The sequence below is a fragment of the Nocardia sp. NPDC055321 genome (genome assembly GCF_053645575.1).
On the sequence record NZ_JBSHMS010000013.1, the window covers coordinates 111367 to 133166 of the forward strand.

19 protein-coding genes and 1 riboswitch are annotated in these 21800 nt (G+C 69.7%); of the genes, 4 read left to right on the plus strand and 15 right to left on the minus strand.

Annotated elements, in window-relative coordinates; translation table 11 throughout:
* Positions 1 to 14 precede the first annotated feature (14 nt).
* Genes ACWIGI_RS21825 through ACWIGI_RS21835 form a run of 3 tightly spaced genes read right to left on the minus strand, consistent with a single transcriptional unit; the run spans position 15 to position 3797 of the window.
* On the minus strand, positions 15 to 1346 hold the full coding sequence (locus ACWIGI_RS21825) for an ABC transporter ATP-binding protein (RefSeq protein WP_454204266.1): 1332 nt from the start codon (positions 1344 to 1346) through the stop codon (positions 15 to 17).
* Positions 1347 to 1359: 13 nt separating this feature from the next.
* Positions 1360 to 3093 (minus strand): ABC transporter permease, encoded by a 1734-nt coding sequence (locus tag ACWIGI_RS21830; RefSeq protein WP_454204267.1) that lies wholly within the window; start codon positions 3091 to 3093, stop codon positions 1360 to 1362.
* Positions 3090 to 3797: an MgtC/SapB family protein gene (locus tag ACWIGI_RS21835; RefSeq protein ID WP_454204268.1), complete on the minus strand. Its 708-nt coding sequence runs from the start codon at positions 3795 to 3797 to the stop codon at positions 3090 to 3092. Before ACWIGI_RS21835 ends, ACWIGI_RS21830 begins: the two co-directional genes overlap by 4 nt.
* A 195-nt stretch (positions 3798 to 3992) precedes the next feature.
* Positions 3993 to 4170: riboswitch (M-box (ykoK) riboswitch) on the minus strand.
* A gap of 584 nt (positions 4171 to 4754) precedes the next feature.
* Between ACWIGI_RS21835 and ACWIGI_RS21840 the strand changes: the two genes are divergently transcribed.
* Both ACWIGI_RS21840 and ACWIGI_RS21845 read left to right on the plus strand, forming a co-directional pair.
* Positions 4755 to 5264, plus strand: a complete 510-nt coding sequence (locus tag ACWIGI_RS21840) for a murein hydrolase activator EnvC family protein (protein WP_454204269.1) — start codon at positions 4755 to 4757, stop codon at positions 5262 to 5264.
* 249 nt (positions 5265 to 5513) lie between these two features.
* Entirely contained in the window at positions 5514 to 6209 is a 696-nt protein-coding gene (locus ACWIGI_RS21845; RefSeq protein WP_454204270.1) for a hypothetical protein, read from the plus strand.
* Positions 6210 to 6261: 52 nt separating this feature from the next.
* Here the strand turns inward: ACWIGI_RS21845 and ACWIGI_RS21850 are convergent, their stop codons facing one another.
* The 8 genes from ACWIGI_RS21850 to ACWIGI_RS21885 form a co-directional block, all read right to left on the minus strand.
* A complete protein-coding gene (locus ACWIGI_RS21850; protein ID WP_454204271.1) occupies positions 6262 to 6885 on the minus strand; it encodes a TetR/AcrR family transcriptional regulator in 624 nt (207 codons plus the stop codon).
* Between the two features lie 71 nt (positions 6886 to 6956).
* Positions 6957 to 7361 (minus strand): hypothetical protein, encoded by a 405-nt coding sequence (locus ACWIGI_RS21855; RefSeq protein WP_454204272.1) that lies wholly within the window; start codon positions 7359 to 7361, stop codon positions 6957 to 6959.
* 161 nt (positions 7362 to 7522) lie between these two features.
* Entirely contained in the window at positions 7523 to 9388 is a 1866-nt protein-coding gene (locus ACWIGI_RS21860; protein WP_454204273.1) for a Na+/H+ antiporter, read from the minus strand.
* Positions 9389 to 9781: 393 nt separating this feature from the next.
* Positions 9782 to 11110 (minus strand): pyridoxal-phosphate dependent enzyme, encoded by a 1329-nt coding sequence (locus ACWIGI_RS21865; protein WP_454204274.1) that lies wholly within the window; start codon positions 11108 to 11110, stop codon positions 9782 to 9784.
* Positions 11110 to 12564 carry a decarboxylase gene (locus ACWIGI_RS21870; protein WP_454204275.1) on the minus strand — a complete coding sequence of 485 codons (1455 nt, stop codon included), beginning with the start codon at positions 12562 to 12564 and terminating at the stop codon, positions 11110 to 11112. The genes ACWIGI_RS21865 and ACWIGI_RS21870 overlap by 1 nt, the downstream gene beginning before the upstream one ends.
* Positions 12561 to 13817 (minus strand): heavy-metal-associated domain-containing protein, encoded by a 1257-nt coding sequence (locus ACWIGI_RS21875; protein ID WP_454204276.1) that lies wholly within the window; start codon positions 13815 to 13817, stop codon positions 12561 to 12563. Before ACWIGI_RS21875 ends, ACWIGI_RS21870 begins: the two co-directional genes overlap by 4 nt.
* A 2-nt stretch (positions 13818 to 13819) precedes the next feature.
* Positions 13820 to 15079: an aminotransferase class V-fold PLP-dependent enzyme gene (locus ACWIGI_RS21880; RefSeq protein WP_454204277.1), complete on the minus strand. Its 1260-nt coding sequence runs from the start codon at positions 15077 to 15079 to the stop codon at positions 13820 to 13822.
* A 140-nt stretch (positions 15080 to 15219) separates the two neighbouring features.
* Positions 15220 to 15741, minus strand: coding sequence for a DUF2599 domain-containing protein (locus ACWIGI_RS21885; RefSeq protein ID WP_454204278.1), 522 nt, complete (start codon positions 15739 to 15741; stop codon positions 15220 to 15222).
* A 271-nt stretch (positions 15742 to 16012) separates the two neighbouring features.
* On the opposite strand from ACWIGI_RS21885, the gene ACWIGI_RS21890 reads away from it, so the two are divergent.
* The gene (locus ACWIGI_RS21890; protein WP_454204279.1) at positions 16013 to 16492 is read left to right on the plus strand and encodes a hypothetical protein; all 480 of its coding nucleotides are present in this window, start codon (positions 16013 to 16015) and stop codon (positions 16490 to 16492) included.
* A 120-nt stretch (positions 16493 to 16612) separates the two neighbouring features.
* Here ACWIGI_RS21890 and ACWIGI_RS21895 read toward each other — a convergent pair whose 3' ends face one another.
* Positions 16613 to 18337: a GMC oxidoreductase gene (locus tag ACWIGI_RS21895; RefSeq protein ID WP_454204280.1), complete on the minus strand. Its 1725-nt coding sequence runs from the start codon at positions 18335 to 18337 to the stop codon at positions 16613 to 16615.
* A gap of 101 nt (positions 18338 to 18438) precedes the next feature.
* Here ACWIGI_RS21895 and ACWIGI_RS21900 point away from each other — a divergent pair, with 101 nt between their 5' ends.
* Positions 18439 to 19134, plus strand: a complete 696-nt coding sequence (locus tag ACWIGI_RS21900) for a MerR family transcriptional regulator (protein ID WP_454204281.1) — start codon at positions 18439 to 18441, stop codon at positions 19132 to 19134.
* Between the two features lie 15 nt (positions 19135 to 19149).
* On the opposite strand, the gene ACWIGI_RS21905 is transcribed toward ACWIGI_RS21900, so the two are convergent.
* The 3 genes from ACWIGI_RS21905 to ACWIGI_RS21915 form a co-directional block, all read right to left on the minus strand.
* Complete coding sequence (locus tag ACWIGI_RS21905; protein WP_454204282.1) at positions 19150 to 19482, minus strand: nuclear transport factor 2 family protein; 333 nt, start codon at positions 19480 to 19482, stop codon at positions 19150 to 19152.
* A gap of 192 nt (positions 19483 to 19674) precedes the next feature.
* Positions 19675 to 21015, minus strand: a complete 1341-nt coding sequence (locus tag ACWIGI_RS21910) for a family 1 glycosylhydrolase (RefSeq protein ID WP_454204283.1) — start codon at positions 21013 to 21015, stop codon at positions 19675 to 19677.
* 92 nt (positions 21016 to 21107) lie between these two features.
* The gene (locus ACWIGI_RS21915) at positions 21108 to 21653 is read right to left on the minus strand and encodes a class I SAM-dependent methyltransferase (RefSeq protein ID WP_454204284.1); all 546 of its coding nucleotides are present in this window, start codon (positions 21651 to 21653) and stop codon (positions 21108 to 21110) included.
* Positions 21654 to 21800: the final 147 nt, after the last annotated feature.

Consider the following 21800-nt stretch of genomic DNA (forward strand, 5'->3'; position numbering starts at 1 on the left):
GCCGTCGCGCGGTGCTATCGTCCGCGCGCGTGTTCGGGCAGGTCCTCGAGGCCCGCCGGGTCCGCGGTGATCCGCCCCGAATCGGTGTCGTAGTCGAACAATTCGCCGTAGCGGCCCCAGTCGATAGCGATGTCGAGCTGGCGGCGCGCGTCCTCGGGGGAGAATCCGCGCCGCAGCAGATCCAGGAAGAAGTCCGCGCGCACCGTGCCGTCCGCGCTGCCGACCAGGGCACTGCAAACAGTGCGCACCAGGGGAGCGCGCCGACGCGCCTGGGTGGCGAAAATGCGTTTGCTGGCATGGATGTCGGCGGTGGTGAGGTTCGCGCCCACATTGGTCAGCAGCACATCCCCGGACTCCACCAGCAGGAACCCCAGCAGCGCGGCCGCGTCCACCAGCGGCAGCAGATCGTCGAGTTCGAAACTGAGGTCGTCGGCGATATCGGGCAGATCCGCGCGCCCGCCCGCGGCGTACACCAACTCGAGCAGGCCCGCGATCCCGCCGACCGAGGCCGCGGGCAGCGGGGTGGCGAACGGGGTGCCCGCGTCCGGCGCGCTCACCCCGGTGTCGGTGTCGCGGCCGGTGAGCAGCCCGTAGATCTGATCGACCATGGCGGTGAAACCGGGCGCGCGCCGGTTGCGCGGGCGCGGCTGCTCGATGGGCACCTCGGCGATGATGTGCCCCGGATGGGCGCCCAGAATCACCACGCGATCGGCCAGCTGCACCGCCTCCTCGATGTTGTGGGTCACGAGCAGCACCGACTTGGTCGGGAAATCGGCTGTGGCCCACAGGTTCACCAGCTCGGTGCGCAGATTCTCCGCGGTCAGCACATCCAGGGCCGAGAACGGTTCGTCCATCAGCAGCAGATCCGGTTCCAGCACCAGCGCGCGAGCGAAACCCACGCGCTGGCGCATCCCGCCGGACAGCTCCTTGGGATAGGCGGATTCGAAACCGTCCAGGCCGATCCGGTCGATCGCCTCGAGCGCGAGTTCGCGCCGGGTGCGCGGGTCGATCCCGCGCGCGGCCAGCCCGAGTTCGACATTGTCCTGCACGGTCAGCCACGGCATCAGCGCGAACGACTGGAACACCATGGCCGCACCGGGATTCGTGCCGGTCAACGGCTCGCCCCGGTAGCGGACCTGCCCGCGGGTGGGGGCCAGCAGGCCCGCCACCGCGCGCAACAGCGTGGATTTGCCCGAGCCCGACCGGCCCAGCAGCGCCACGATCTCCCCGTCGCGCACCCGCAGATTCACGTGCTCGAGGACGGTGAGCGGTTCCCCGGAAGCCCCGGTGAACGACATGGCGACATCGTCGATGTCGATCAGGACCTCACCCGTTGCGATGGTCATGAGAGTTCTCCTTCTACAGCGAGTACCGGCGTTGCGCCAGCGCGTACAGGCGCCGCCAGAGGATGCGATTGATGCCGACCACGTAGGCGCTCATCACCAGCACGCCGACCAGGATGCGCGGGGCGTCCCCGTCGCGGGTGGCGTCGGCGATGTAGGCGCCCAGGCCCGTGGCCACCAGGGTGGTGGGACCGAACTCGACGATCTCGGCGACGATCGACGCGTTCCACGCCCCGCCCGCCGCGGTGATCGCACCGGTCACATAGCTGGGGAAGATCGCGGGCAGAATCAGCCTGCGCCACCACAATCGGCGCGGCAGCCCCAGCGTGGCCGCGGCTTCGCGCAGATCGTTGGGCACCGCCGAGGCGCCGGCGATCACGTTGAACAGGATGTACCACTGCGCGCCCAGGGCCATGAGCACGATGCCCGCCCACTGCAGGCTCGCGCCCGTGGCCACCAGCACCGCGGTCACCAGCGGGAACAGGAAGTTCGCCGGAAAGCTCGCCAGCACCTGCACGACCGGTTGCGCGATGCGGGACACGCGGGGGTGCAACCCGATCCAGACTCCGATCGGCACCCAGATCGCGGTCGCGAAGATCAGCAGGATGATGACGCGCAGCAGGGTGATCGCACCCAGCTCCGCGGCGTGCGCGAGTTCTCCGAACCCGACGGTGTCGTGGATGTAGCCCAGCATCGCGAACGTGCCGCTCACCAGCGCCACGCTCACCACCGTCGTGAACACCGCGTCGCTGACCCGCCGGCGCGTGCGCGGCACGAACAGCCGATGCTCGGCGAGCCCGAACACGCGCATCACCCGATCCAGCGGATAGACCAGCGGCCCGAACATCCGGCTCAGCAGGCCCGGAATGTGCGAGCGCCGCAGCAGATCCAGCACCAGGCTGCGCGGGGCGTGCGCGGGTTCGGTGTCCTCGACGCGGAATCGCTCGGCCCACACCGTGATCGGACGCCAGAACAGTATGTTGAGCCCGACCACCATGACGATCATCGCCGCGATCGCCCACAGCACCTTGCCGGTGGCGCTCTCGGCCGTCGCGCTGGCCACGTACGAGCCGATGCCCGGCAGCGCGTACTCGCGGTTGTTGACGCTGATCGCCTCCGCGGCGGTCAGGAAGAACCAGCCGCCACCGAAACTCATCATCGCGTTCCACACCAGCGGGAACACGCCCGAGGGCACGTCCATGCGCCAGAACCGTTGCCAGCGCGACAATCTCAGATTCCGGGCCGCCTCGTCGAGTTCGCGCGGCTGCGACACCAGGCTGTGGTGGAACGCGAAGGCCATGTTCCACGCCTGGGAGGTGAAGATCGCGAAGATCGAGGCCGCCTCCAAACCCAGGGACGAGCCCGGGAACAGGGCGATGAACCCGGTCACCGTGACCGCCAGGAAACCCAGGATCGGCACCGACTGCAGGATGTCCAGCAGCGGCATCATGATCTTCTCCGCGCGCGGCAGACGCGCCGCGGCCGTGGCGAACACGAACGTGAACACCAGCGACAAACCCAGCGCCAGCAGCATGCGCAGCAGCGAACGCGCCGCGTAGTACGGCAGCAGAGCCGGATCGGTGTCGATGCTCGAGGGCGCGGCCGCGGCGTCGAAGGGCACGTTCATGCCCGCCGACACCCGCACCGCGACCCAGATCAGCACCGCCGCACCGGCGAACACCGCGATATCGGCCCACCGCGAACGCGGCCGATCCAGCACACCCCGCGAAGGGAAAGTGGCCGCGCTCATGCGTGCACCTCCGGTTCCGGCACGATCGCCCACCCGACACTGGTCACCGACGGCTCGAGACTCAACCGGCTCACCGCCGACTCCATCTGCCGGTCATCGCGGCGATCCCCGGTCAACTCCGCGCGCACCTCGACCCGGCCCGGCACCGTGTCATGGCTCGAGATCGACACCAGCCGGAAATCGGTGCGGGTCAGCGACTGCACCAGCAGCGCCCGCACGTGCGCCTCGTGCGCGTCGTCGGTCGCGGCGGTGAACGCGTACAGCGACTCGGCGCCCGTGCCGTCGGTGAGCGGGCGATCCACCGCCCGCGCCGCGCTGCGCAGCGCGGTGTTGACCACCACGACCGCGAAGGTGCCCGCGATCGCGGTCGTGTACATGCCCGCACCCGCGAGCGAACCCACCGCTGCCGCACACCACAGCGTGGCCGCGGTGTTCAACCCCCGGATATTGAACCCGTCGCGCAGGATCACCCCCGCGCCCAGGAAACCGATACCCGAAACAATCTGTGCCGCAACACGAGTCGGATCAGCGGTACCACCGTTGAAACCGTGCGCGGACAACAGCACGAACAACGTCGCGCCCGCGGCGACCAGCGCGTTGGTGCGCAGTCCCGCCATCCTGGCCCGATACTGCCGTTCGAACCCGATCACCGCACCCAACCCGACACCCGTGCCGAGCCGGAGCAGCATTTCCCACGTGGTCATGACGCCCTCCACCTAGAGGCCGGCGCACTCCACACCGCACGTCAAGGCAAGCACACGAGCTGACCACGAGACACGGCGGAGACGCCTGGTAAACGATTGGCTAACGGAACAGAGTCCAATCCACCGGGCATGACAACCACCTCCTCGACCGCGCGCACGCGCCAGAGGGTGGGAACGGCGACTTCCGCCGGAAAAGGACACCACCCCTCGTAAGACCTTTGGCACTCCACGGCGTAAACCCATCGCACCAGGCGTGGGAGCCGGTCGGGATCACCCCTTAGCTCGGGGAGACCTGTCCTGACCCGGGGCGTCTCTCGACATTTGGGGTCGCCGGCCTGTATCCGCAGAGGAGCCTCAGCTAACGACGGCACCTTGCGTCAGCGAGTAAACACCCGCACCCACCCCCGGCGCAACCCGCTGTGGCCCGGGTCGCAGTAGGACTCGACTGTGGCCCGGCCGAACCGGCGGGCCGGGACAGTGCCGAAAGAAGCGATCAGTCAGCAAATTTATTGCGCGCGAGCACGGTACCTGTACCACTCATCCAGACCGACCCGCCGCACCGGCGAACACCGCGAGATCGGCCCACCGCGAACGCGGTCCATGCGGCGCACCCCGCGAGAGGAAGGTGGTGGCGCCTCCCATCGCACCGGCCGCTCCACCTCGGCCTCGAGCGAGCCCGGTCATCGGTGCGACGGCCGCTGCGGGATGCATTGCCGGAACGCCTATTCCGATCGCGGGCTGCATGATCGGTGGTGTCGCCGGAGCCGCGGCGGGACTCGCAGCGCGAGTGGCTCGACCTCTTCACCGGCTCGGCCCGTGAGATGACTTGCACGACCGATGCTGCATGGCGTCGGCTGCGACATCGGGTTGTACTGCGGCGGTGCGGGATTCGGGTCCGGTGCCGGGCCGTGGCACAGTACGGTGGGACGAGGTGCCCCGGGTGAGGGAGATGGTGCGATGCCTCGGTACTGGCCACTGGAGCGCGGGCGGGTGCTCACGAGCGGGTTCGGGCCCCGGGGCGGGGACTTCCACTGGGGCGTGGACTTCGGATTTCCCGGCGGGTCGGGTGGGCGGGCGGTGTACGCGGTGCAGGGCGGGACCGTGGTGATGACCGGGGCCGCAACGGGATTCGGCGGGCCGGACCCGGCGGGGTGGGTGGTGATCGACCATCCCTCGCAACAGGGCAACGGGACCACCGTGTACGGGCACATCGTGCGGGAGGTCGGGGTCGGGCAGTGGGTGCGCCCGGGCCAGCGGATCGGGTACGTCAACCCGAACCCGGCCACCAACGGCGGGGTCGCCCCGCACCTGCACTTCGAATGGCATCGCAGCGTGTGGGTCCCGCCCGGGCCAGATCGGCTCGACCCGATGCCCAAACTGCGCCTCTCGCTGGACCCGCCGCCGAATCCGGCGGTCACCAGCACCGGCGTGCGGAGCACGGTTGTGCGGGACATCGACCCGGGCTGAACACATACAGCGACAATGGAATTCGGCAACCAAGCGAGAGTGGACCGGTAGGGTTCCCCGGGCCGGCGCGGCGGGCAGGGGCGGGTGTAGTCCGGCTCGTCGTGCGCGGGCCGGCCCGCCGAATTCGACATAACCCGCCCGATTCGGGGCGGAAAGGCCCGGCAGGCGCGCGAATTCAGGACTCGGCCGGGGACCATCACGGTGAAATTGGTTCGCGGTTCCCGAGACCGGGTGCGTACGGTGCGCGGTATGGAGCAGCAGGACGGGACCATTCCCGCGGGCGAATACGTGATCACCGCACGGTCTCTGGCCGAATACCGGGCCATGTTCGGGCTCGGGGACGAGCAGGTGCGCGGGCGGATCCTCGATTGCCCGGGCGGCGGATCGAGTTTCGCGGCCGAGGCGGCCGCGCTCGGCGCCGAGGTGATCGCGGTGGATCCGGTGTACGCGCTGGGTGCGGGCGAGATCGCGGGCCAGGTGCGTGCGGCGATCGACGATACCGGTTGGGCCACCGCGCATCCGGAGCGGTTCGTCTGGGATTTCTACGGCGACATCGGCGGACATCAGCGCATGCGCGAGGTGGCCGCGGACCTGTTTCTCGGCGATCTGCGCGCGCGGCCGCAGCGATACATCCCCGGGCAGCTGCCCGCGCTCGACTTCGCCGACGGGCACTTCGACCTGGTGCTGAGCTCACATCTGCTGTTCACCTACGCCGACCGCCTGGACCACGAATTCCATCTCGCGGCGCTGCGCGAACTGCTGCGCGTGAGCGCCGGAGGGGTCCGGGTGTTCCCCCTCGTGGACTACCTGGGCGGCTCGTGCGAGCACCTCGTCGCGGCCCTGTCCGCGGATCTGGCACGCGACGGGGTCCGTGCCCGCGTCACCCCGGTCGAGTTCGAGTTCCAGCACGGCGCGACCTCGATGCTCTGCCTCGAACGCACCTGACCATCCGCTCGATGCCGCATCGCGCCCATCGCGGGATCCGCCGGGGACCGATCTACCGGTAGATCCCGCGATAGGCCGAGATCGTCTGCACCAGGTGATCCACGATCTGCTCGCGGCTCGCGCGCAACGTGCCGTTGAGCCACGCCGAGAACATGCCCGCATTGCCGCTGGCCATGGTCACCGCGGCCAGCCGCCGCCGCGTCGGATCCTCGATATGGGCGAACAGATGATCCTGGATCAAGCGCGTGAACGCGGGCATCACCGCGATCGTGGTCTGCCCCAGCCCGGTCGAGGAGTACGGCTCCACCAGGAACAACCGCGACTTACGCGGATCCTGCAGGACCTTGTCGACCAGCACCTGCGACAGCGCCCGATCGCGGGTCGGATCATCGGCCACCGCGAACGCGGTCATCGGCTCGAGGAACTCCTCGGCGATCTGGCGGTACAGCACATCGAGGAGTTCGTCGCGGCTGGCGAACGATTCGTAGAAGTAGCGGTCGGTGAGATTGGCCCGCCGGCACACCGCCCGCATGGTCACCGCGCCCGCGCCCGATTCCCCGATCAGGTCCAGTGCCGCCTCGAGCAGCGCGGTCCGGCGTGCCTCACGGCGTTCGGTGAGCGTGGTTCCACCCCAGATGCGGGGTTCGGCGTCGGGGGAGGGCTGGCCTGTCTGCACCGGGTCCAGGGTAGTGCCCGGCGCCGGGTGCGCGCGCACACCCGGTGCCGAACACCGAGACGAACCCCGCCTCACACCACCACGCAGGCACTGCCCAGGTTGATCCCGGTACCCACGTTGATAGAGCCCGAGCTCGCGCCGCCGTAGTAGGAATCGGCGTAGATCCGATGCCAGCCCGCCGAGTGCGGGGTCCAGGTGGTCGAGGCGCGCCCGTCGGCGCCGATGCTCACCCACTGCGGGCTGAAGGTGCCGTAGCCCTCGACGTCGTAGAACCAGGCCCCGTCACCCGGGCGGCCCTGCACGGTCACCGTGTAGGAGCAGCCCGAGCCGAACTGTGAGGTGCCCAGTCCGATGGAGGTCCCGGCCGAGACGTCCACGCGCCAGACTTGCGCGTTCGCGCCGGGCGCGGTCAATACCAGGGTGCCGGCCAGGGCGGCGACGGCGGCGGCGAGGGCGGAGGTGCGGTACCGGATCATTGCGATCATCCCCTTGGGAAATGCCGGTGGAAACGCGCGAAGACAGTGGCGCGTACAGGCCAGTGTCGGCGCTCGCGCGCCCCGGCACACCCGATATCGGACTACTTGTTCGGTAATCGATTGGGGCGCAACGGTGTTGGTGATCTCTTGCTATCGGGTCGCTATCCGAGCTGTTCGTCCAGGTAGCACCAGCGCCACGATTCGCCCGGCTCCACGCTGCGCATGACCGGATGTCCGCTGTGATGAAAGTGCTTGGTGGCGTGATTGCCGACCGAGGAATCGCAGCAGGCCACGTGCCCGCAGCTCAGGCACATGCGCAGATGCACCCACACCAGGCCTTCGGCCAGGCATTCCGCGCACGCGTCGGGCAGATCCGGCACCGCGGTGAGCGGGGCCGCGCGCAGATGCTCGCAGCCCGCGGTGACGGGCGCGCCCAGCAGCTCGTCCTCGTCGGAGTCGGTCTCGAGCACGCGGTCGATGGTCGATTCCTCGAGGTCCAGGGTCGCCATCACCTCCTGCAGCACCTCGTGGTCGACCACACCCGAATCACGCACGCGCAGAATGGTTTCGCGTTCGGCGGCCAGCATGGCCAGGCGCAGGCGCCGGTACTCCCCGCCGGGGGTGACGCGCTGGGATTCCGAGCGCCCCAGCAACTCCCACGCCGAACGGGCCCGATATTCCACGCGCTGGCGCAGCGCGGCCACCACCTCCGGCGGGGTCTCGGGGGCGATGTTGGCCTCGAGCGCGGCCAATCCGGCGCTGGTGGCCTGCTGCAGCAGATTGGCCTCCTGCAGCAGATCCTCCGCGCGGCTGGGTCCGCGCAGTTTCAGCGTGCGCACCAGCAGCGGCAGCGAAAGCCCCTGCAGCAGCAATGTTCCGGCCACCACCACGACCGCGAGCAGGATCAGGGTGGCCAGCTCGGGTGTGTCGGCGGGCAGTAGCAGCGCCGCGGCCAGGGTCACCACCCCGCGCATCCCGGCCCACGACAGCACCGCGGGCCCGGTCCAGTGCGGGCGCGGCGCCCCACGCCGGCGGCCCTCGATCCGCCAGGCCAGATGGGTGGCCGGGAACATCCAGATCGGGCGCGAGAGGATCACCGTGGCCAGCACCGCCACGCACGTGATCAGCAGCGTGGTGTGGGGCAGGTCGCTGTTCCAGGCGTCCTCGACGATGTGGCGCACCTGTAGGCCGATGAGCAGGAACACCGTGCTCTCGAGAATGAATTGGATGGTGCGCCAATTGGTCTGCTCGGCGATGCGCGAGGCCGCGGACTGCCAGCGCGGGGCGCCGTGGCCCAGGATCAGCCCGCACGTGACCACCGCGATCACCCCCGAGGCGTGGAAGCGCTCGGCGGGCAGGTACGCGATCCACGGCGCCAGCAGCGACACGCTCGTGTCCAGGACCGGGTCGGTGATGCGCCGGCGCAGGAACATCAGGAACATCGCGGCCGCGACCCCGATCAGCGCGCCGCCACCGGCCGCGCCGAGGAAGTCCCCGCCCGCCTCCCAGATCGTGACGGTGCCCGCCATGGCCGCGATCGCGGTACGCAGGGTCACCAGCGCGGTCGCGTCGTTGAACAGCGACTCGCCTTCGAGCAGGGTGATCAGCCGCCGCGGCATGCCCACGCGCCGGGCGACCGCGGTGGCCGCGACCGCGTCCGGCGGGGCCACGACCGCGCCGAGTGCGACCGCGGCCGCGAACGGCACCGGCAGCAGCCACACCACGACCCCCGCCACGGCGAAGGTGGTGAACAGCACCAGCCCCACCGACAGCAGCGTGATCGAGACCTTCTTGGGCCGGAAATCGATCAGCGAGGTGCGGATCGCGGTGGTGTACAGCAGCGGCGGCAGCAACCCCAGCAGCACGAGCTCGGGTTCGATGTCGAACTCCGGCACGAACCACAGGTAGGAGCCGATCACCCCCGCCACGGTGAGCACGAACGGTTCCCCGACCCCGATCCGCCGGGCCAGGGCCGCCAGCGCGACCGCGGCCCCCACGAGCACGACCAGTCCCAATGCCCATTCCACAAGATCACATCGTGCCAGGGGCAGCGCCGAATCCACCAACCGACCGGCCGGTGCGACCCGGCCGGTCCGGCGGATTCAACCCGCGCCCTCGGCTACCGACACAGCCGCCGAGTGCGGCCGGATCGATCGTCGAGCTTCGGGGTTGTCCGAGCGATGGATCCCGGCGCGATTTTCACTGCGCCTCGCGCGCGAACCGGTGTGGCCGAACCGCATACGACGACACCGAGATAGAACGGTGTGGACCGTCCAGCGCCCGCCACCCGCGATTCGCGGACCCGTGCGGGCTGTCGCCGTGCCATCCGGTGCCGGCGCCCGCCCTGTGCCGAGCGTCATCCGAGCATCGGCACGGCGGTCGCCCGGCGAGCAGGCCCGTTCCGGGCCATGGCAGCCGACTCACGTACCCCGAGGCGCGGATTCCATCGGCTTGCCGCTGTCGCGCCAGGCCGCGATCCCCCCGGCCAGGCTGTAGGCGTCGTAGCCCGCGCGGCGGGCCTGGGCCGCGAACCGCAGCGACAGCTCGCCCACCGGGCACACGAAAACCAGTGGGCGCGAGCGGGAGAAGGGGATGCCGTGGGTGAACATGTCCTCGAGGTGATCGTCGCGAATATTCAGCGCGCCGGGCACGTGCGCGATCCGATAGGCCATCGCGCCGCGGGTGTCGACCACGGTGGGGCGGGCCTCGCGATCGAGGGTCTCGAGGGCGTCGGGGGTCAGGGTGGGGGTGGCGGCCAGTTCCGGGGCCGCCGGGGGCGCGGGGCGCGCGGTGCGGCCGAAGAGCTCGGGGCGGCGTTTGCGAATGTAGGACAGGTAGGGCTCGAGCCGGTCGCACACGATGAACACCGCGACCAGCGGACGCTCACCCGAATGCTCCACCGCGCCCAGGTGTTCCAGGGTCGCGGCGTACGCGGCCCCGCTGGTCGGCCCGGCCAGCACCCCGTACCGGGTGGCCAGCTCGAGGGTCGCGTCCACCGCGGCCCCGGCCTCCACGGGAAGGATACGGTCGTAGAACTCGGGCCGGAACAACCCCACGTCCCACAGCTCGGTCTCCGAGCGGATCCCGGGAATGAAGTCCCCACGTTCGGACACCACCGCCACGGTCCGCAGTTCGGGATTGTGTTTGCGCAGGAACGTCGCCGCCCCGCGGGTGGAGCCGGTGGTGCCCAGCCCGCCGATCAGATAGTCCACCCGGGTGATCCCGTCGCGGGCCAGATCCTCGTGGATCTCGCGCCCGGTGCCCTCGTAGTGCGCCTCGATGTTCTTCTCGCTCGTGTACTGCGAAGGGTGATGCCACGCCCCGGGCGCGCGCGCCATGGTCGCGTCGATCACCGAGTACACATCGTTCGGCGCGGTCGGGTCCGGGCACTCCGAGAGCCCGGGCAGCTCTTCGATATCGGTGCCGAACACCTGCAGCAGCTCACGCACCTCGGTGACCCGGATGCGATTGGTGACCGCCCGCAACCCGATCCCGTGCATCGCGCCCAGAATGCGCAGCGCCTTGGCGGTATTGCCGCTCGAGGCCTCGATCAGGCTCTGCTCGCGCGCCACGATCTCGGCGAGTTCGTCGCGGATCATGCCCCAGGCGACCCGGTCCTTGACCGAGCCGAAGGGGTTGCAGGACTCCAGCTTCGCGTACAGCTCCACGTGCGCGAGCCCGTGCACCGCCGGATCCAGGCGCAGCAGGGGAGTGTTGCCGATGAGTTCGGTGATGTGGTCGTAGCGCATCACTGCACCCCGTGCCCGGTCACCACGTCCACGTCCGCGGGTTCGTACTCGTGATCGGGGCACACCCGGAATCCGGCGCTCGCGCTGTGCGACACCGCGAGTTTGGGCGGCAGCGCGTGCATGGACGCACGCGCCGCCGACAGGTCCATGTGATAGGCGCCGGTGTTGGGGAAGATGACCAGATCACCGGGCCGGGGCCGATGCGCCAGCCACACCTTGTGATTGGTGATCAGATCGCGCTCGAGGCACAGCCGCCCGGCCAGGAACACCCCGATCGGCCCGTCACCGTCGCTCGTGCCCGCGGGCACCAGAATCGGATCCACCATCACCTCCTGATCGGCCGGGGTGACGGTGTCACGGCTCAGGTCCAGATTGACCAGGGTGCTCCCGTCCGCGGTCTGCTTCACGAATTCCACGCGCGCCACGGTGATTCCGGCGTGATCGACCAGCGCCTTACCCGGCTCGAGCCACACCTCGAGCAGATTCTCGGCCGCGACCTGCGCGAAACTGCGCCCGCCGTGCGCCTCGAGCCCGGCATCGAGCAGCTCGGCGAGCATGCGGTCCGCGGGCACGGTGTTGGCGTACTTGTGAAAGACCGGGGTGCCGTGGATCGCGCTGCCGTCGAGATGGAACCCGAAGGTGTTGCCGCCCCACGCCATCGGCTCACCCCGGCCCAGCAGCGATTCGCGCAGCGCGATCACGTACGCGTCGAAGGCGCCGGCGTCGGCGGTGAACACCTGCCGGAAGCCGCCGCCGATATCGATCACCGCCGGGCTCAGCCCGTACCCGTAGGCCCGCTCGGTCAGCTCCAGGCACGCCTCCACCGCGCGCAGGCGCTCCCCGGGCTCCCCGGAATCGATGTGGAAGGCGAACCCGCGAAAGCGGATCCGGTCCCGCTGCGCCGCGAGCACCTCGAACACCTCGTCCACCCCGGTCAACGGCACCCCGAACCGGCTCACCGGCGTACCCGGAATCCCGCACAGGCGCACCAGGACCGCGATCGGGGCGCCCGGGTCCGCCAGCTCGGCGACCCGCCGCAACTCCCACACGTTGTCGACGTTGATCGTGGCGCCGGTGGGCGCCAGCGCGCGCAGGAACTGCTCGCCCTTGGGCCCGGTCACCTCGACGCGCTCACAGCCGAACCCGGCCCCGCGCGCACTGTCGAGCTCCTGCGGGGAGGCCACGTCGATCCCGATCCCGGCGTGCTCGGCCGTGCGCACGAACGCGCGCGAATGATTCACCTTGTGCGCGTAGCAGATGCGATAGCGCATCGGGCGCGCCTCGAGCACCCGCCGCAGCCGGTCGAGATTGTCGGCGAACACCTGCGGGAACACCAGGTGCGCGGGGGACCCGAAGCGCCGCACGAGCGCGTGCGCCGTGTCGGGCGAATCCAGGAACGCGCGCACCAGTGCGTGCGTGTGCGCCGGCAGTGCCGGCGGAACCGGTGCGGTCATACGGCCGATTCGGTGGCGGCGGTCGCGCTCGAATCCTGGGCCGGGTTGTAGCCGCTGTCGCGCAGCGCCTCGAACGCGCGATGCCGGTTGCGCGGACTGCGGAACTCCGCGACCACCCGCTTGCCGAGCAGGTCGATCTCGTGCACCGCGATACCCATGGACTCGAGCACCCCGGTGATCGTGCGCACGCAGTGCTTGCAGTTCATGTCCGGCACGAAGAACACCTGATCCTCCGCGGTGAGCTCGGCGGTCTCGGCCCCGGCGTGCGCGGGTACCTCGGCCACGGTGAGCCGGTCGGTGATCGCGGTGAACAACTCGGTGAATTTGTCCACCACCAGCGGCAGCAGACTGTAGTGCTGGCCGTCGAGCTGATGCGGCATCGCGGCCAGGCACGCCGGGCGCGTGCCCGGGGGCAGCAGCGCGTACTGGCGTGAGATCACGTCCAATTCGTCGTGGTACTTTGCGATCGCCTCCTCCACCGACAGCTTCTCCACCAGCGTCGCGCGGCGCATCACCCGGTGCGCGTCCTCGATGGTGGCGTCCTTCATCGCGCGCAGGGTGGCCACCGTCTCGAGCGAGTAGCGCACGGTGCCGTCGGGCTGAGTGGTGAACCCGGCCGCGATCATCCCGCGCCGGTAGCTCGAGGCCTGCAGCTCCCAGTACCAGCGGGTCGCGACCGCGCCGTAGATGCTCGAATCGCGCAGGCCGACCGCGAATTCGTTCGCGGTGCGATAGGGCGTCCAGCGCGCCAGCAGCGCGTGCTGGGCCAGCGCCCGCCCGGTCGCCTCGATCCCGACCCGGAAGATGTCGAGGGGTTCGTGGTCGGTGGTGGTGCCCTCGAGCACCGCGTGATCGCGCGCGCTCAAGCCCGAGATCCGCTGTGCCAGGCCGGTATCGGCCTCGAGGGCGTGCCACAGCGCCAGCACCGTCTCGCGCACCGCGATGGGCACGATCGGACCGAGCCCGCCGGTGCGGTAGTGCCCGGTGTTGGGGACCCCGTCGCTGTCGGTCCACACCACCCGGTGGGTGGCGCTGACCACCTGTTCGGGCCGGCACGGGCGCATGTACCGCTCGAGGTACAGCCGCTGGGACAGGGTCAGGTGTGAGCCGGGCTCGGTAGCCATGGCGGTGCAGGTGTAGTCGATGTGCCGGGCCGGGGGCGCCACGGCGGCGCCGAACAGTCCGGGCCGGGCGAGGGCGGCCAGCACCCGGGAGGCGGCGCGGCGTTCGTAGCGGGGCGGGTGACCGTTCATGGTCAGGAGACCTCCTCGGCGATCGTGGTGACGCAGTCGGTGAACCGGTCGATCTCGTCGTCGGTGGTGTAGAGGTGGGTGCTCACGCGCACCGAGTCGGTGTCGCCGAGCTCGCGCGCCTCGGGCACGCAGTGCGCACCGGCACGCACCAGGAACCCGAGTTCGCCGAGCACGAACCCCAGATCCCCGGCGCTGATCCCGGCCAGGGTGAACGACGCTATGCCGTAGCCGGTCTCGCACGGGGCATGGGCCGGACCGGGCAGGAACTCGAGCCCCGGCACCGGCCGCAGCGCGGTGAGCAGTCGCCGGGTGAGGGCGCGATTGTGGGAGTGGATCACCTCCAGGCCCACCTCCTCGAGCACGTCCAGGGCCGCCCCGAGTGCGAGAATGCCCGCGATGTTCGGGGTGCCGCCCTCGAGCAGCTGCGGCATCGGTCCCGGCATGAAGTTCGAATCTACAAGGGACACACCCGAATTGCCTCCCGGCAAAAACGGGATGAGTTCGCTGTGACGTCGCCGGGCGCAGTACAGCACCCCGGTTCCGGTGGCGCCGAACATCTTGTGCGCGGCGAACACCGCGAAATCCGCGCCGAGCTCGTCCACTCGCACCGGCAGGTGCCCGCCGCTCTGGCTGCAGTCGAAACACAGGGCGATATCGGGATCGATGCGCCCGGTGAGCTCTTCGAGCGTGCTGAGCGCGCCGAACACGTGATGCAGGTGCGCAACGGTGATCAACCGGGTGCGCGGGGAGATCTTGGCCTCGATGTCGGCGATGTCGGCCTCACCCATCGCGTTCACCCGGTAGGGCACCAGGCACACGGTGCGCCCGAACCCGCGCAGCACCTGGCGCAGATGCAGCCACGGATACACGTTGGAGGCGTGATCGGTTGGGCTGTACAGGATCTCGTCCCCGTCGCGTAGATTCGCCAGCCCCCACGACAGGGCCACCGCGTTCAGCGCCGCGGTGGATCCGCCGGTGAACACCACCTCGTCCGATCTCGCGCCGATGAACCCGGCCATGCGTTCGCGCACGCCCTCGACCTCGCGGGTGATCGCGCTCGCCCACGGATAGGTGCCCCGCCCGGCGTTGGCGGTGCGCTCGCGGTGATAGCGGTCGAGGACCTCGAGGACCGGGCGCGGTTTCTGGGTGGTGGCCGCGGAATCGAGATAGACCTCCGCGGCGCCGGTCAGCGCGGGGAACAGGTGGCGGGGCAGCGCCGCGCTCGGGGCGCGGGGCGTGGGGATCGCCGGGCTGTCAGGCACACGGGAGCGCAACGTGCCTCTCCCTCCGAGGAGTACGCGCTGGACGTCACCAACGATACCCACAATTGCCGAACGGCTCGAAGGTTCTCGCGGGCAAGAGTTTTCGCCCGCCCCGTCTCGTTACCGCGGGCAACGAGTGCTCAGCGTTCGGGCCCGCCCGGATTGCAGAGCGTGTTCACCGTCTCCTGATAGCCCACCGCGGGCCGCCACGGCTCGAGATTCCAGCTGGTCTTGTTGGGCGCCACCGCGCGCGCCCACTCCCAGTGGCAGATGAACTGATCGCGCATGCCGGGGGTGTCGGCGTCGGGGGACAGGGTGAGCACTTCCTGCCACGCGCGCTCGCCCGCGGTGGGGAAGGTGTCCTTGCGCCCGGCCACGGTCGGGAACACCAGCAGCCGGGTGCCGTCGACCGCCTCGGTCCACTCGGTGCGCTCGATCAGGGCCTGATCGGCGAACTGATCCACCGCCGGAGCCGGCGCGGTCGAGGGGTCGGCGATCGGCGCGCTGCGGGCCACGGTCGTGGTCACCGGAGCCGGTGCGGGCGCGGCCGAGGAGTCCAGGGAGCCGATCACGATGGGCGCGGATTCCTCCGCCGCCCCGCAACCGGCCAGCACCAGCGCGAACGCGGCCAAGCCACCTGTCAGTTTCCCGCGCGGCCCCATGGGCTTGGCTCCCTTCCACTGCTGCGAACCGTGCCGAGGCGGAAGCTACCAGCGATAACCGCGCGATCGGAATGCGATCTCGGCCATTGAAACGTAATTGTCTCGCATTTGCCAGCGCTGGTGCATTGACCCAGACGGCACCTACGATGTCACGCGCGGGGCGGTTCCCGAAAGTGGGGGCTGTCGCGCAACCGTGGTACCGAGGAATGGTTGTCGTGCCCGCGGTCGTGTTCGCACGCCATGGGGTTGGCTGGATCGATATAGGGGCAGGATGAACTCACCGACAGTGAAATGTCTTGTCTGGGAGGTGGACAACTCCCTGTGGGACGGAGTGGTGTGCGACTCCACCGATGGGGCGCTGCGCGCGGAGGCGGTGCGTTCGTTGCGCCTGCTGCGCGAACGCGGCGTCATGCACGCGGTGGCCAGTCGCGGTGAAGGAGAGTGGACCGTCGCGCAATTGCGCAGGCACGGATTGCACGACAGTTTCGCGGTGATCGAGGTCGGGTGGGGGCGGAAGTCAGCCGCCATCACCCGTATCGCCCAGACCCTGGGCGTGGGCCTGGACCAGGTCGGGTACATCGACTCCGAACCGCTCGAGCGCAGCGAGGTGGCGCACGCGCTGCCGCAGGTGCGCTGCTACGCGGCCCGGCACGTGGATGTGCTTCCCGCACTGCAGGAATTCCGGGCGCCGGTCGGGGCGGTACCGCCGCCGACCTCACCCATGGGGTTCTCGCACGTACACGCGGGCTGACCACCCGTTCGCACGGGACGGCGACCCCGTGCGACAGGTGCGCGTCTCCCCCTTCACGCACGATGCCCCACCGCACACCGCGAGGGTGTGACAGCGGGGCATGCTCGGATCGACCGGCCGCTACGCGGATTCGGTGCTGGGCGTGCGGATCTCGATGATCGGCAGCACCAGCGCCGCGGGGGCGCCGGCCGGGACCACCGGCTGGTTCGGGCGCACCGGCGCGATGCGCTGATACGCGCTGCCCTGGGCCGGACGTGTGTCTAGCTCACCCTTGTTGGGCCACATGGCCGCCGCGCGCTCGGCCTGCGCGGTGATGGTCAGTGACGGATTCACACCCAGATTCGCCGACACCGCAGCGCCGTCCACCACGCTGAGGGTGGGGTAGCCGTAGACCCGGTGGTACGGGTCGATGACACCGGTGTGCGGGTCCGCCCCGATCGCCGCCCCGCCCAGGAAGTGCGCGGTCAGCGGGATGTTGAACACCTCGCCCCAGGAGCCGCCGGCCACGCCGCCGATCTTGTCCGCGACCGCGCGGGTGACCTGGTTGCCCGCCGGGATCCACGTCGGATTCGGTTCGCCGTGACCCTGTTTCGAGGTCAGCGTGCGCCCGAACAGCCCGCGCTTGGTGTACGTGGTGATCGAGTTGTCGAGGTTCTGCATGACCAGCGCGATGATGGTCCGCTCGCTCCAGTTCTTCACCGACAGGAACTGCAGCAGCGTCAGCGGATGCAACAGCACCGTCCACAGGAACCGCAGCCAGCGCGGCACGCGGCCGCCGCCGTCGACCATCAGGGTCTGCAGCAGGCCCATGGCGTTGGAGCCCTTGCCGTAGCGCACCGGCTCGATATGGGTGTCCGGGGTCGGATGGATCGAGGAGGTGATCGCCACGCCGCGGGTGAAATCGCGGTCCGGATTCACCTTGCGGGTGGCCGCGCCCACGATCGACTCGGAGTTCGTGCGGGTCAGCACGCCCAGGCGCGAGGACAGATCCGGCAGCACCGCCTGATCGCGCATCGCGAACAGCAGCTGCTGGGTGCCGCGCGTGCCCGCGGCCAGCACCACGTGCCCGGCGGTGTAGACCTTGGGCTGCTTGCGGAACCAGGCGCCGGTGCGCACGGTCTCCACGTCCCAGGTGCCGTCCCGCAGCGGGCGCACCGCGGACACGGTGGTCAGCGGAACGATCTGCGCGCCCGCCTTTTCCGCCAGGTACAGATAGTTCTTGACCAGGGTGTTCTTGGATCCGTGGCGGCACCCGGTCATGCACTCGCCGCATTCGATGCAGCCGGTGCGCTCGGGGCCGACGCCGCCGAAGAACGGATCGGCGACCTTCTTGCCCGGTTCGCCGAAGAACACCCCGACCGGGGTCTGCACGAAGGTGTCACCGACGCCCATGTCCTCGGCGACCTGCTTGAACACCTCGTCCGCGGGGGTCATGTGCGGGTTCTGCACCACGCCCAGCATCTTCTTGGCCTGGTCGTAATAGGGCATCAGCTCATCGCGCCAGTCGGTGATGTCGCGCCACTGCGAATCCTCGAAGAACGGCGTCGGGGGCACATAGAGGGTGTTCGCGTAATTGAGCGAACCGCCGCCCACGCCCGCGCCCGCCAGAATCAGCACATCGCGCAAGGGGTGAATACGCTGAATACCGAAGCAACCCAATTTGGGTGCCCACAGGAATTTGCGCAGATCCCAACTGGTCTCGGGAAGTTCGTCATCGGCATAGCGCTGACCGGCCTCGAGGACACCGACCCGGTATCCCTTCTCGATCAAACGCAGCGCGGTGACACTGCCGCCGAATCCGGATCCGACGATGAGTACGTCGAAATCGGTCTCGCGTTGGGGCATAGCAAACTCCCTTGTCGTCGTCGACAGTGTGGCGGCGGTTACGCTAACGCGGACAGTAGGAGCTGTCAACGTTGGCCGGTTGCGGTCTCTATGCTGATCGGGTGGATCGATACAGCCGCTCCCAGCTCGCCGATTACAGCGGGGTGCCCGCACGCACCATCCGCTACTACCACTCGCTCGGCGTGCTGCCCAAGCCCGGCCGCGCCGGCAAGGAAGCGGTCTACGGTGCCGAACACCTCGAACGCCTCGAGGCGATCGTGGCCATGCAGGGCCGGGGGCTGCGGCTCGAGGCGATCCGCGAGGTCTTCGAGGCCGAAGCCGCCCCCGACGGGGAGTGGCGCAAGGTCTTCGACCCACGCTACGCCGATCAGAGCGGGGACATCCAGGCCGGAATGATCGTCGACGACGAGCAGCTGAGCGAGTTGCTCGGTGATCGCCGCCCCGAGATCCTGGACGAGTTGCAGTCCGCCGGATACGTGCTCGCACACGGCACGCAGTGGCGAATCCCGGAGCCGCCCATGCTCAGTGGCGCGCTCGTGCTCTACGACGTCGGCGCGGACATCTCCCTGTCCGGCGACCTGCGCACCCTGATCCGCACCCGCCTGGCCGACCTGGCCGATGAGATGGTCAAGACCTTCCGCGCCGCGGTGGGCACCACCTACGGCGGGGAAGGGGTCCGCTCGGACCTGGTGCGATTCCGCGAGCGCTATCAGGCCGCCGCGCGCGAGGTGGGCGGGGCGACCCTGGCCGCGGAAATCGAACGCGCCGTGCGCGAACTCGACGATCTCGACGACTGACCTGCCCGGGGTGCGCTAGCCCGCCGGAATCCGGAACTCCGAGACCTTGTCGTCGCGGACGGTGACGAACGCTTCGGAGTCACCGTTGAACACCCGGCTGCGCCAGCCGAAACGGATATGGGTGACCGGGCCGTCGGTCTCGGCGCCGGTGACGGTCATCCGGGCGCCCGCGCCGATCGCGTCGGAATTCGCCCAGTCCCGGACCCCGGCCGGCCCGCTCAGCCGCCGGCCCCAGTCGTCGACCACCCCGTCCTCGGTGAATGCCTCGACGAACGCGTCGGTGTCGGCGGCGTTGATCGCGTCGACCACCGCCTGGACCGGTGGGGAAACCTGCACATTCTCTGCCATGTCTACTCCCTGATCGGTTGTGGACTCACAGCGCGCTGATCAAATGCTAGCGAACGGGCGGAGGCGCGGGATTCGCGAGCCGGGACCCGTGCGCCGCGCACGCGCTGCGCGACTCGGCCCCCATCGCGTAGCTCGATGGGGGCCGAGAATTTCGACGCGCTGTGCGCAGGGGTCTCGGGTGACGGGCGCCCGCTAGGGCACCGTCACCGGGGATTCGCAGCTGGCGGGGGGATCGACCAGGTTGCAGTCGTGCGCGGGCGCGCGCACCGGAATGTAGTAGTCGGGAACCCCGCCGGTGGTGACGATGTTGCGGTAGGAGTCCACCGCGTCGGTGGGCGTGCGGGTCAGGTTCGGATCGGTGGTCACATCCACGGTGTAGAGGCCGAAACGCGGTGTGTAGGAACTCCACTCGTAATTGTCGGTGAGGCTCCAGTAGTTGTAGCCGATGATGTTCATCCCGTCGATCTTGGCCCGCTGGAGCCAATAGACGGTGTCGCGCAGGTGATCCGAGCGGGTGTAGCCGTCGGCGCGGGGTTTGCCGCCCTCGGTGGGCATGCCGTTCTCCACGATCCACAGCGGCTTGTCCGGGAACTTGCGCGAATAGTGTTGCAGCGCATAGTAGATGCCCTCGGGGCGCACGGGCAGGTCCCACATGCCCGCCGGGGCGGGAACCGAGCCGTCGGGGCGGTGGGAGACGGCGTTGGAGTTGGGCGGCTCGTAACCGAAGTAGTAGTCCACGCCGATGAAGTCCAGGCGCTCGCCGATCCTGTCCATCAGCGGCCCGTTCACCTCGGGCTCGGCGCCCGCGACGTACCCGACGTTGCTGGTGACCTGCGCGCCGGGCTGCACGCGGTGGATGTAATCGTAGATCTCGTTGTGCGCCATGGCGACCAGGTCCAGCATGGCGGGTGCGTCGGTCCCGTTCTGTCTGACCTCGTGCATGATGTACGCGACCGGCTCGTTGATGGTGACCCACACCGGATTCAGCGGCGCGTACCGGTCGACCACCGTGCGCATGTTGGCCAGCCAGTCCTGCACCATGCCGGGGTTGTTCCAGCCGCCGCGGTCCGCGGCCCACCCGGGGTAGACCCAGTGGTCCAGGGTCAGCATCGGCTTCATGCCGGCGTCCAGGATGGCCTGGATGACCGAGTCGTAGAAGCGGAAACCCTCTTCGCTCCAGGCGGCGGCGGTGGGCTGCACGCGGGCCCATTCGATGCCGATGCGGAAGACCTTGACCCCGAGTCCGGCGGCCAGGGCGATGTCGTTGGGGTACCGCGACCGGAAGTCCACCGAGTCCTCGTACCGGTCCCAGTCGGGGTTGGCCTGGATGTAGCGCAGCCAGTTGCTGTCTGCCGGGTAGCCCTCGGACTGGAAGCCCGAAGCCGCTACGCCCCACAGGAAGTCCTTGCCGAGCACCCCGTGCGCGCCGGTCGCGGGGGCGGGCGGGGTCGCCGACCCGACCGCGACGACGGGCAACAGGGTAGAAGCGGTGGCAATGCCGGTGAGGACCAGGCGTTGCAGCCGTGTGCGCATCGGTACTCCTCCTGGGGACAATGGGTCGGAAATGTCCCATTCGGAGGGTAACTGGAAGGTAGCTGCATTCCGCCGCAGCCGGCGGCGTGTCGCTATGGGCCCGTGACCTCGCACGCGGGTGCGACAGCGCGGACCCGGGCGCGCACGACCCGGGGTTCGGGCGCGCCCGTGAGCTCGAGCGGGCGGTGCAGGTAGCGCGCGGCCAGGGCGTGCGAGTCCAGGTCCGCGAGCACCTCGAACCGGGCATCGGCCGCGAGGGCGGAGCCCGATGTGCCCGGGCGCGGTAGATAGTCGACGACGATCTCGCTCCCGGCGGCGAGGGCGCTCGGGTCCGGCAGGGCGTCCGCCGCGGCGCCGGGCGCGCCGAGACGGATCAGGAACGCCGGCATCGTGCGGTCGAAACCCGTTGTGCCGGTAAGCACGTCGAACTCGGCTTCGGTCGCGATCTCGAACACGCGCAGGTGCGGGTACGGATTGTGCGAGGCGAAGGTGTCCAGGGCCGTTCCGAACAGGACCGCCTGGCGCAGGCCCGCCGAGACGGCGTCGGCGAGGCTGTCCTCGGCGAAGCGGCAGCGCGCGGCGCCGAGCAGTCGGCGCCGGGCCCGGCACAGCTCGGACGGGTGGGCGGTGGCGGACATGGCTCGCACGTCCGGGTCAGGCGCCGGGAAAACGCGGCGGCGTGGGCGGCCAGCCCGGAATCGGCGGCATGGGCGGCATTTTCGGCATCTTGGGCATCTTCGGGAACGGCGGCGGCGGGGGCATGGGCGGGGCGGGGGGCGTCTGCA

What these genes read in the sequence shown, in the direction of transcription:
- ACWIGI_RS21855 (WP_454204272.1), bottom strand. Translation starts at nt 7,361, where the DNA reads ATGATCCGGTACCGCACCTCCGCCCTCGCCGCCGCCGTCGCCGCCCTG.
- ACWIGI_RS21895 (WP_454204280.1), bottom strand. Translation starts at nt 18,337, where the DNA reads ATGCCCCAACGCGAGACCGATTTCGACGTACTCATCGTCGGATCCGGA.
- ACWIGI_RS21890 (WP_454204279.1), top strand. Translation starts at nt 16,013, where the DNA reads ATGAACTCACCGACAGTGAAATGTCTTGTCTGGGAGGTGGACAACTCC.
- ACWIGI_RS21845 (WP_454204270.1), top strand. Translation starts at nt 5,514, where the DNA reads ATGGAGCAGCAGGACGGGACCATTCCCGCGGGCGAATACGTGATCACC.
- ACWIGI_RS21840 (WP_454204269.1), top strand. Translation starts at nt 4,755, where the DNA reads ATGCCTCGGTACTGGCCACTGGAGCGCGGGCGGGTGCTCACGAGCGGG.
- ACWIGI_RS21905 (WP_454204282.1), bottom strand. Translation starts at nt 19,482, where the DNA reads ATGGCAGAGAATGTGCAGGTTTCCCCACCGGTCCAGGCGGTGGTCGAC.
- ACWIGI_RS21875 (WP_454204276.1), bottom strand. Translation starts at nt 13,817, where the DNA reads ATGAACGGTCACCCGCCCCGCTACGAACGCCGCGCCGCCTCCCGGGTG.
- ACWIGI_RS21910 (WP_454204283.1), bottom strand. Translation starts at nt 21,015, where the DNA reads ATGCGCACACGGCTGCAACGCCTGGTCCTCACCGGCATTGCCACCGCT.
- ACWIGI_RS21835 (WP_454204268.1), bottom strand. Translation starts at nt 3,797, where the DNA reads ATGACCACGTGGGAAATGCTGCTCCGGCTCGGCACGGGTGTCGGGTTG.
- ACWIGI_RS21885 (WP_454204278.1), bottom strand. Translation starts at nt 15,741, where the DNA reads ATGGGGCCGCGCGGGAAACTGACAGGTGGCTTGGCCGCGTTCGCGCTG.
- ACWIGI_RS21865 (WP_454204274.1), bottom strand. Translation starts at nt 11,110, where the DNA reads ATGCGCTACGACCACATCACCGAACTCATCGGCAACACTCCCCTGCTG.
- ACWIGI_RS21825 (WP_454204266.1), bottom strand. Translation starts at nt 1,346, where the DNA reads ATGACCATCGCAACGGGTGAGGTCCTGATCGACATCGACGATGTCGCC.
- ACWIGI_RS21870 (WP_454204275.1), bottom strand. Translation starts at nt 12,564, where the DNA reads ATGACCGCACCGGTTCCGCCGGCACTGCCGGCGCACACGCACGCACTG.
- ACWIGI_RS21830 (WP_454204267.1), bottom strand. Translation starts at nt 3,093, where the DNA reads ATGAGCGCGGCCACTTTCCCTTCGCGGGGTGTGCTGGATCGGCCGCGT.
- ACWIGI_RS21915 (WP_454204284.1), bottom strand. Translation starts at nt 21,653, where the DNA reads ATGTCCGCCACCGCCCACCCGTCCGAGCTGTGCCGGGCCCGGCGCCGA.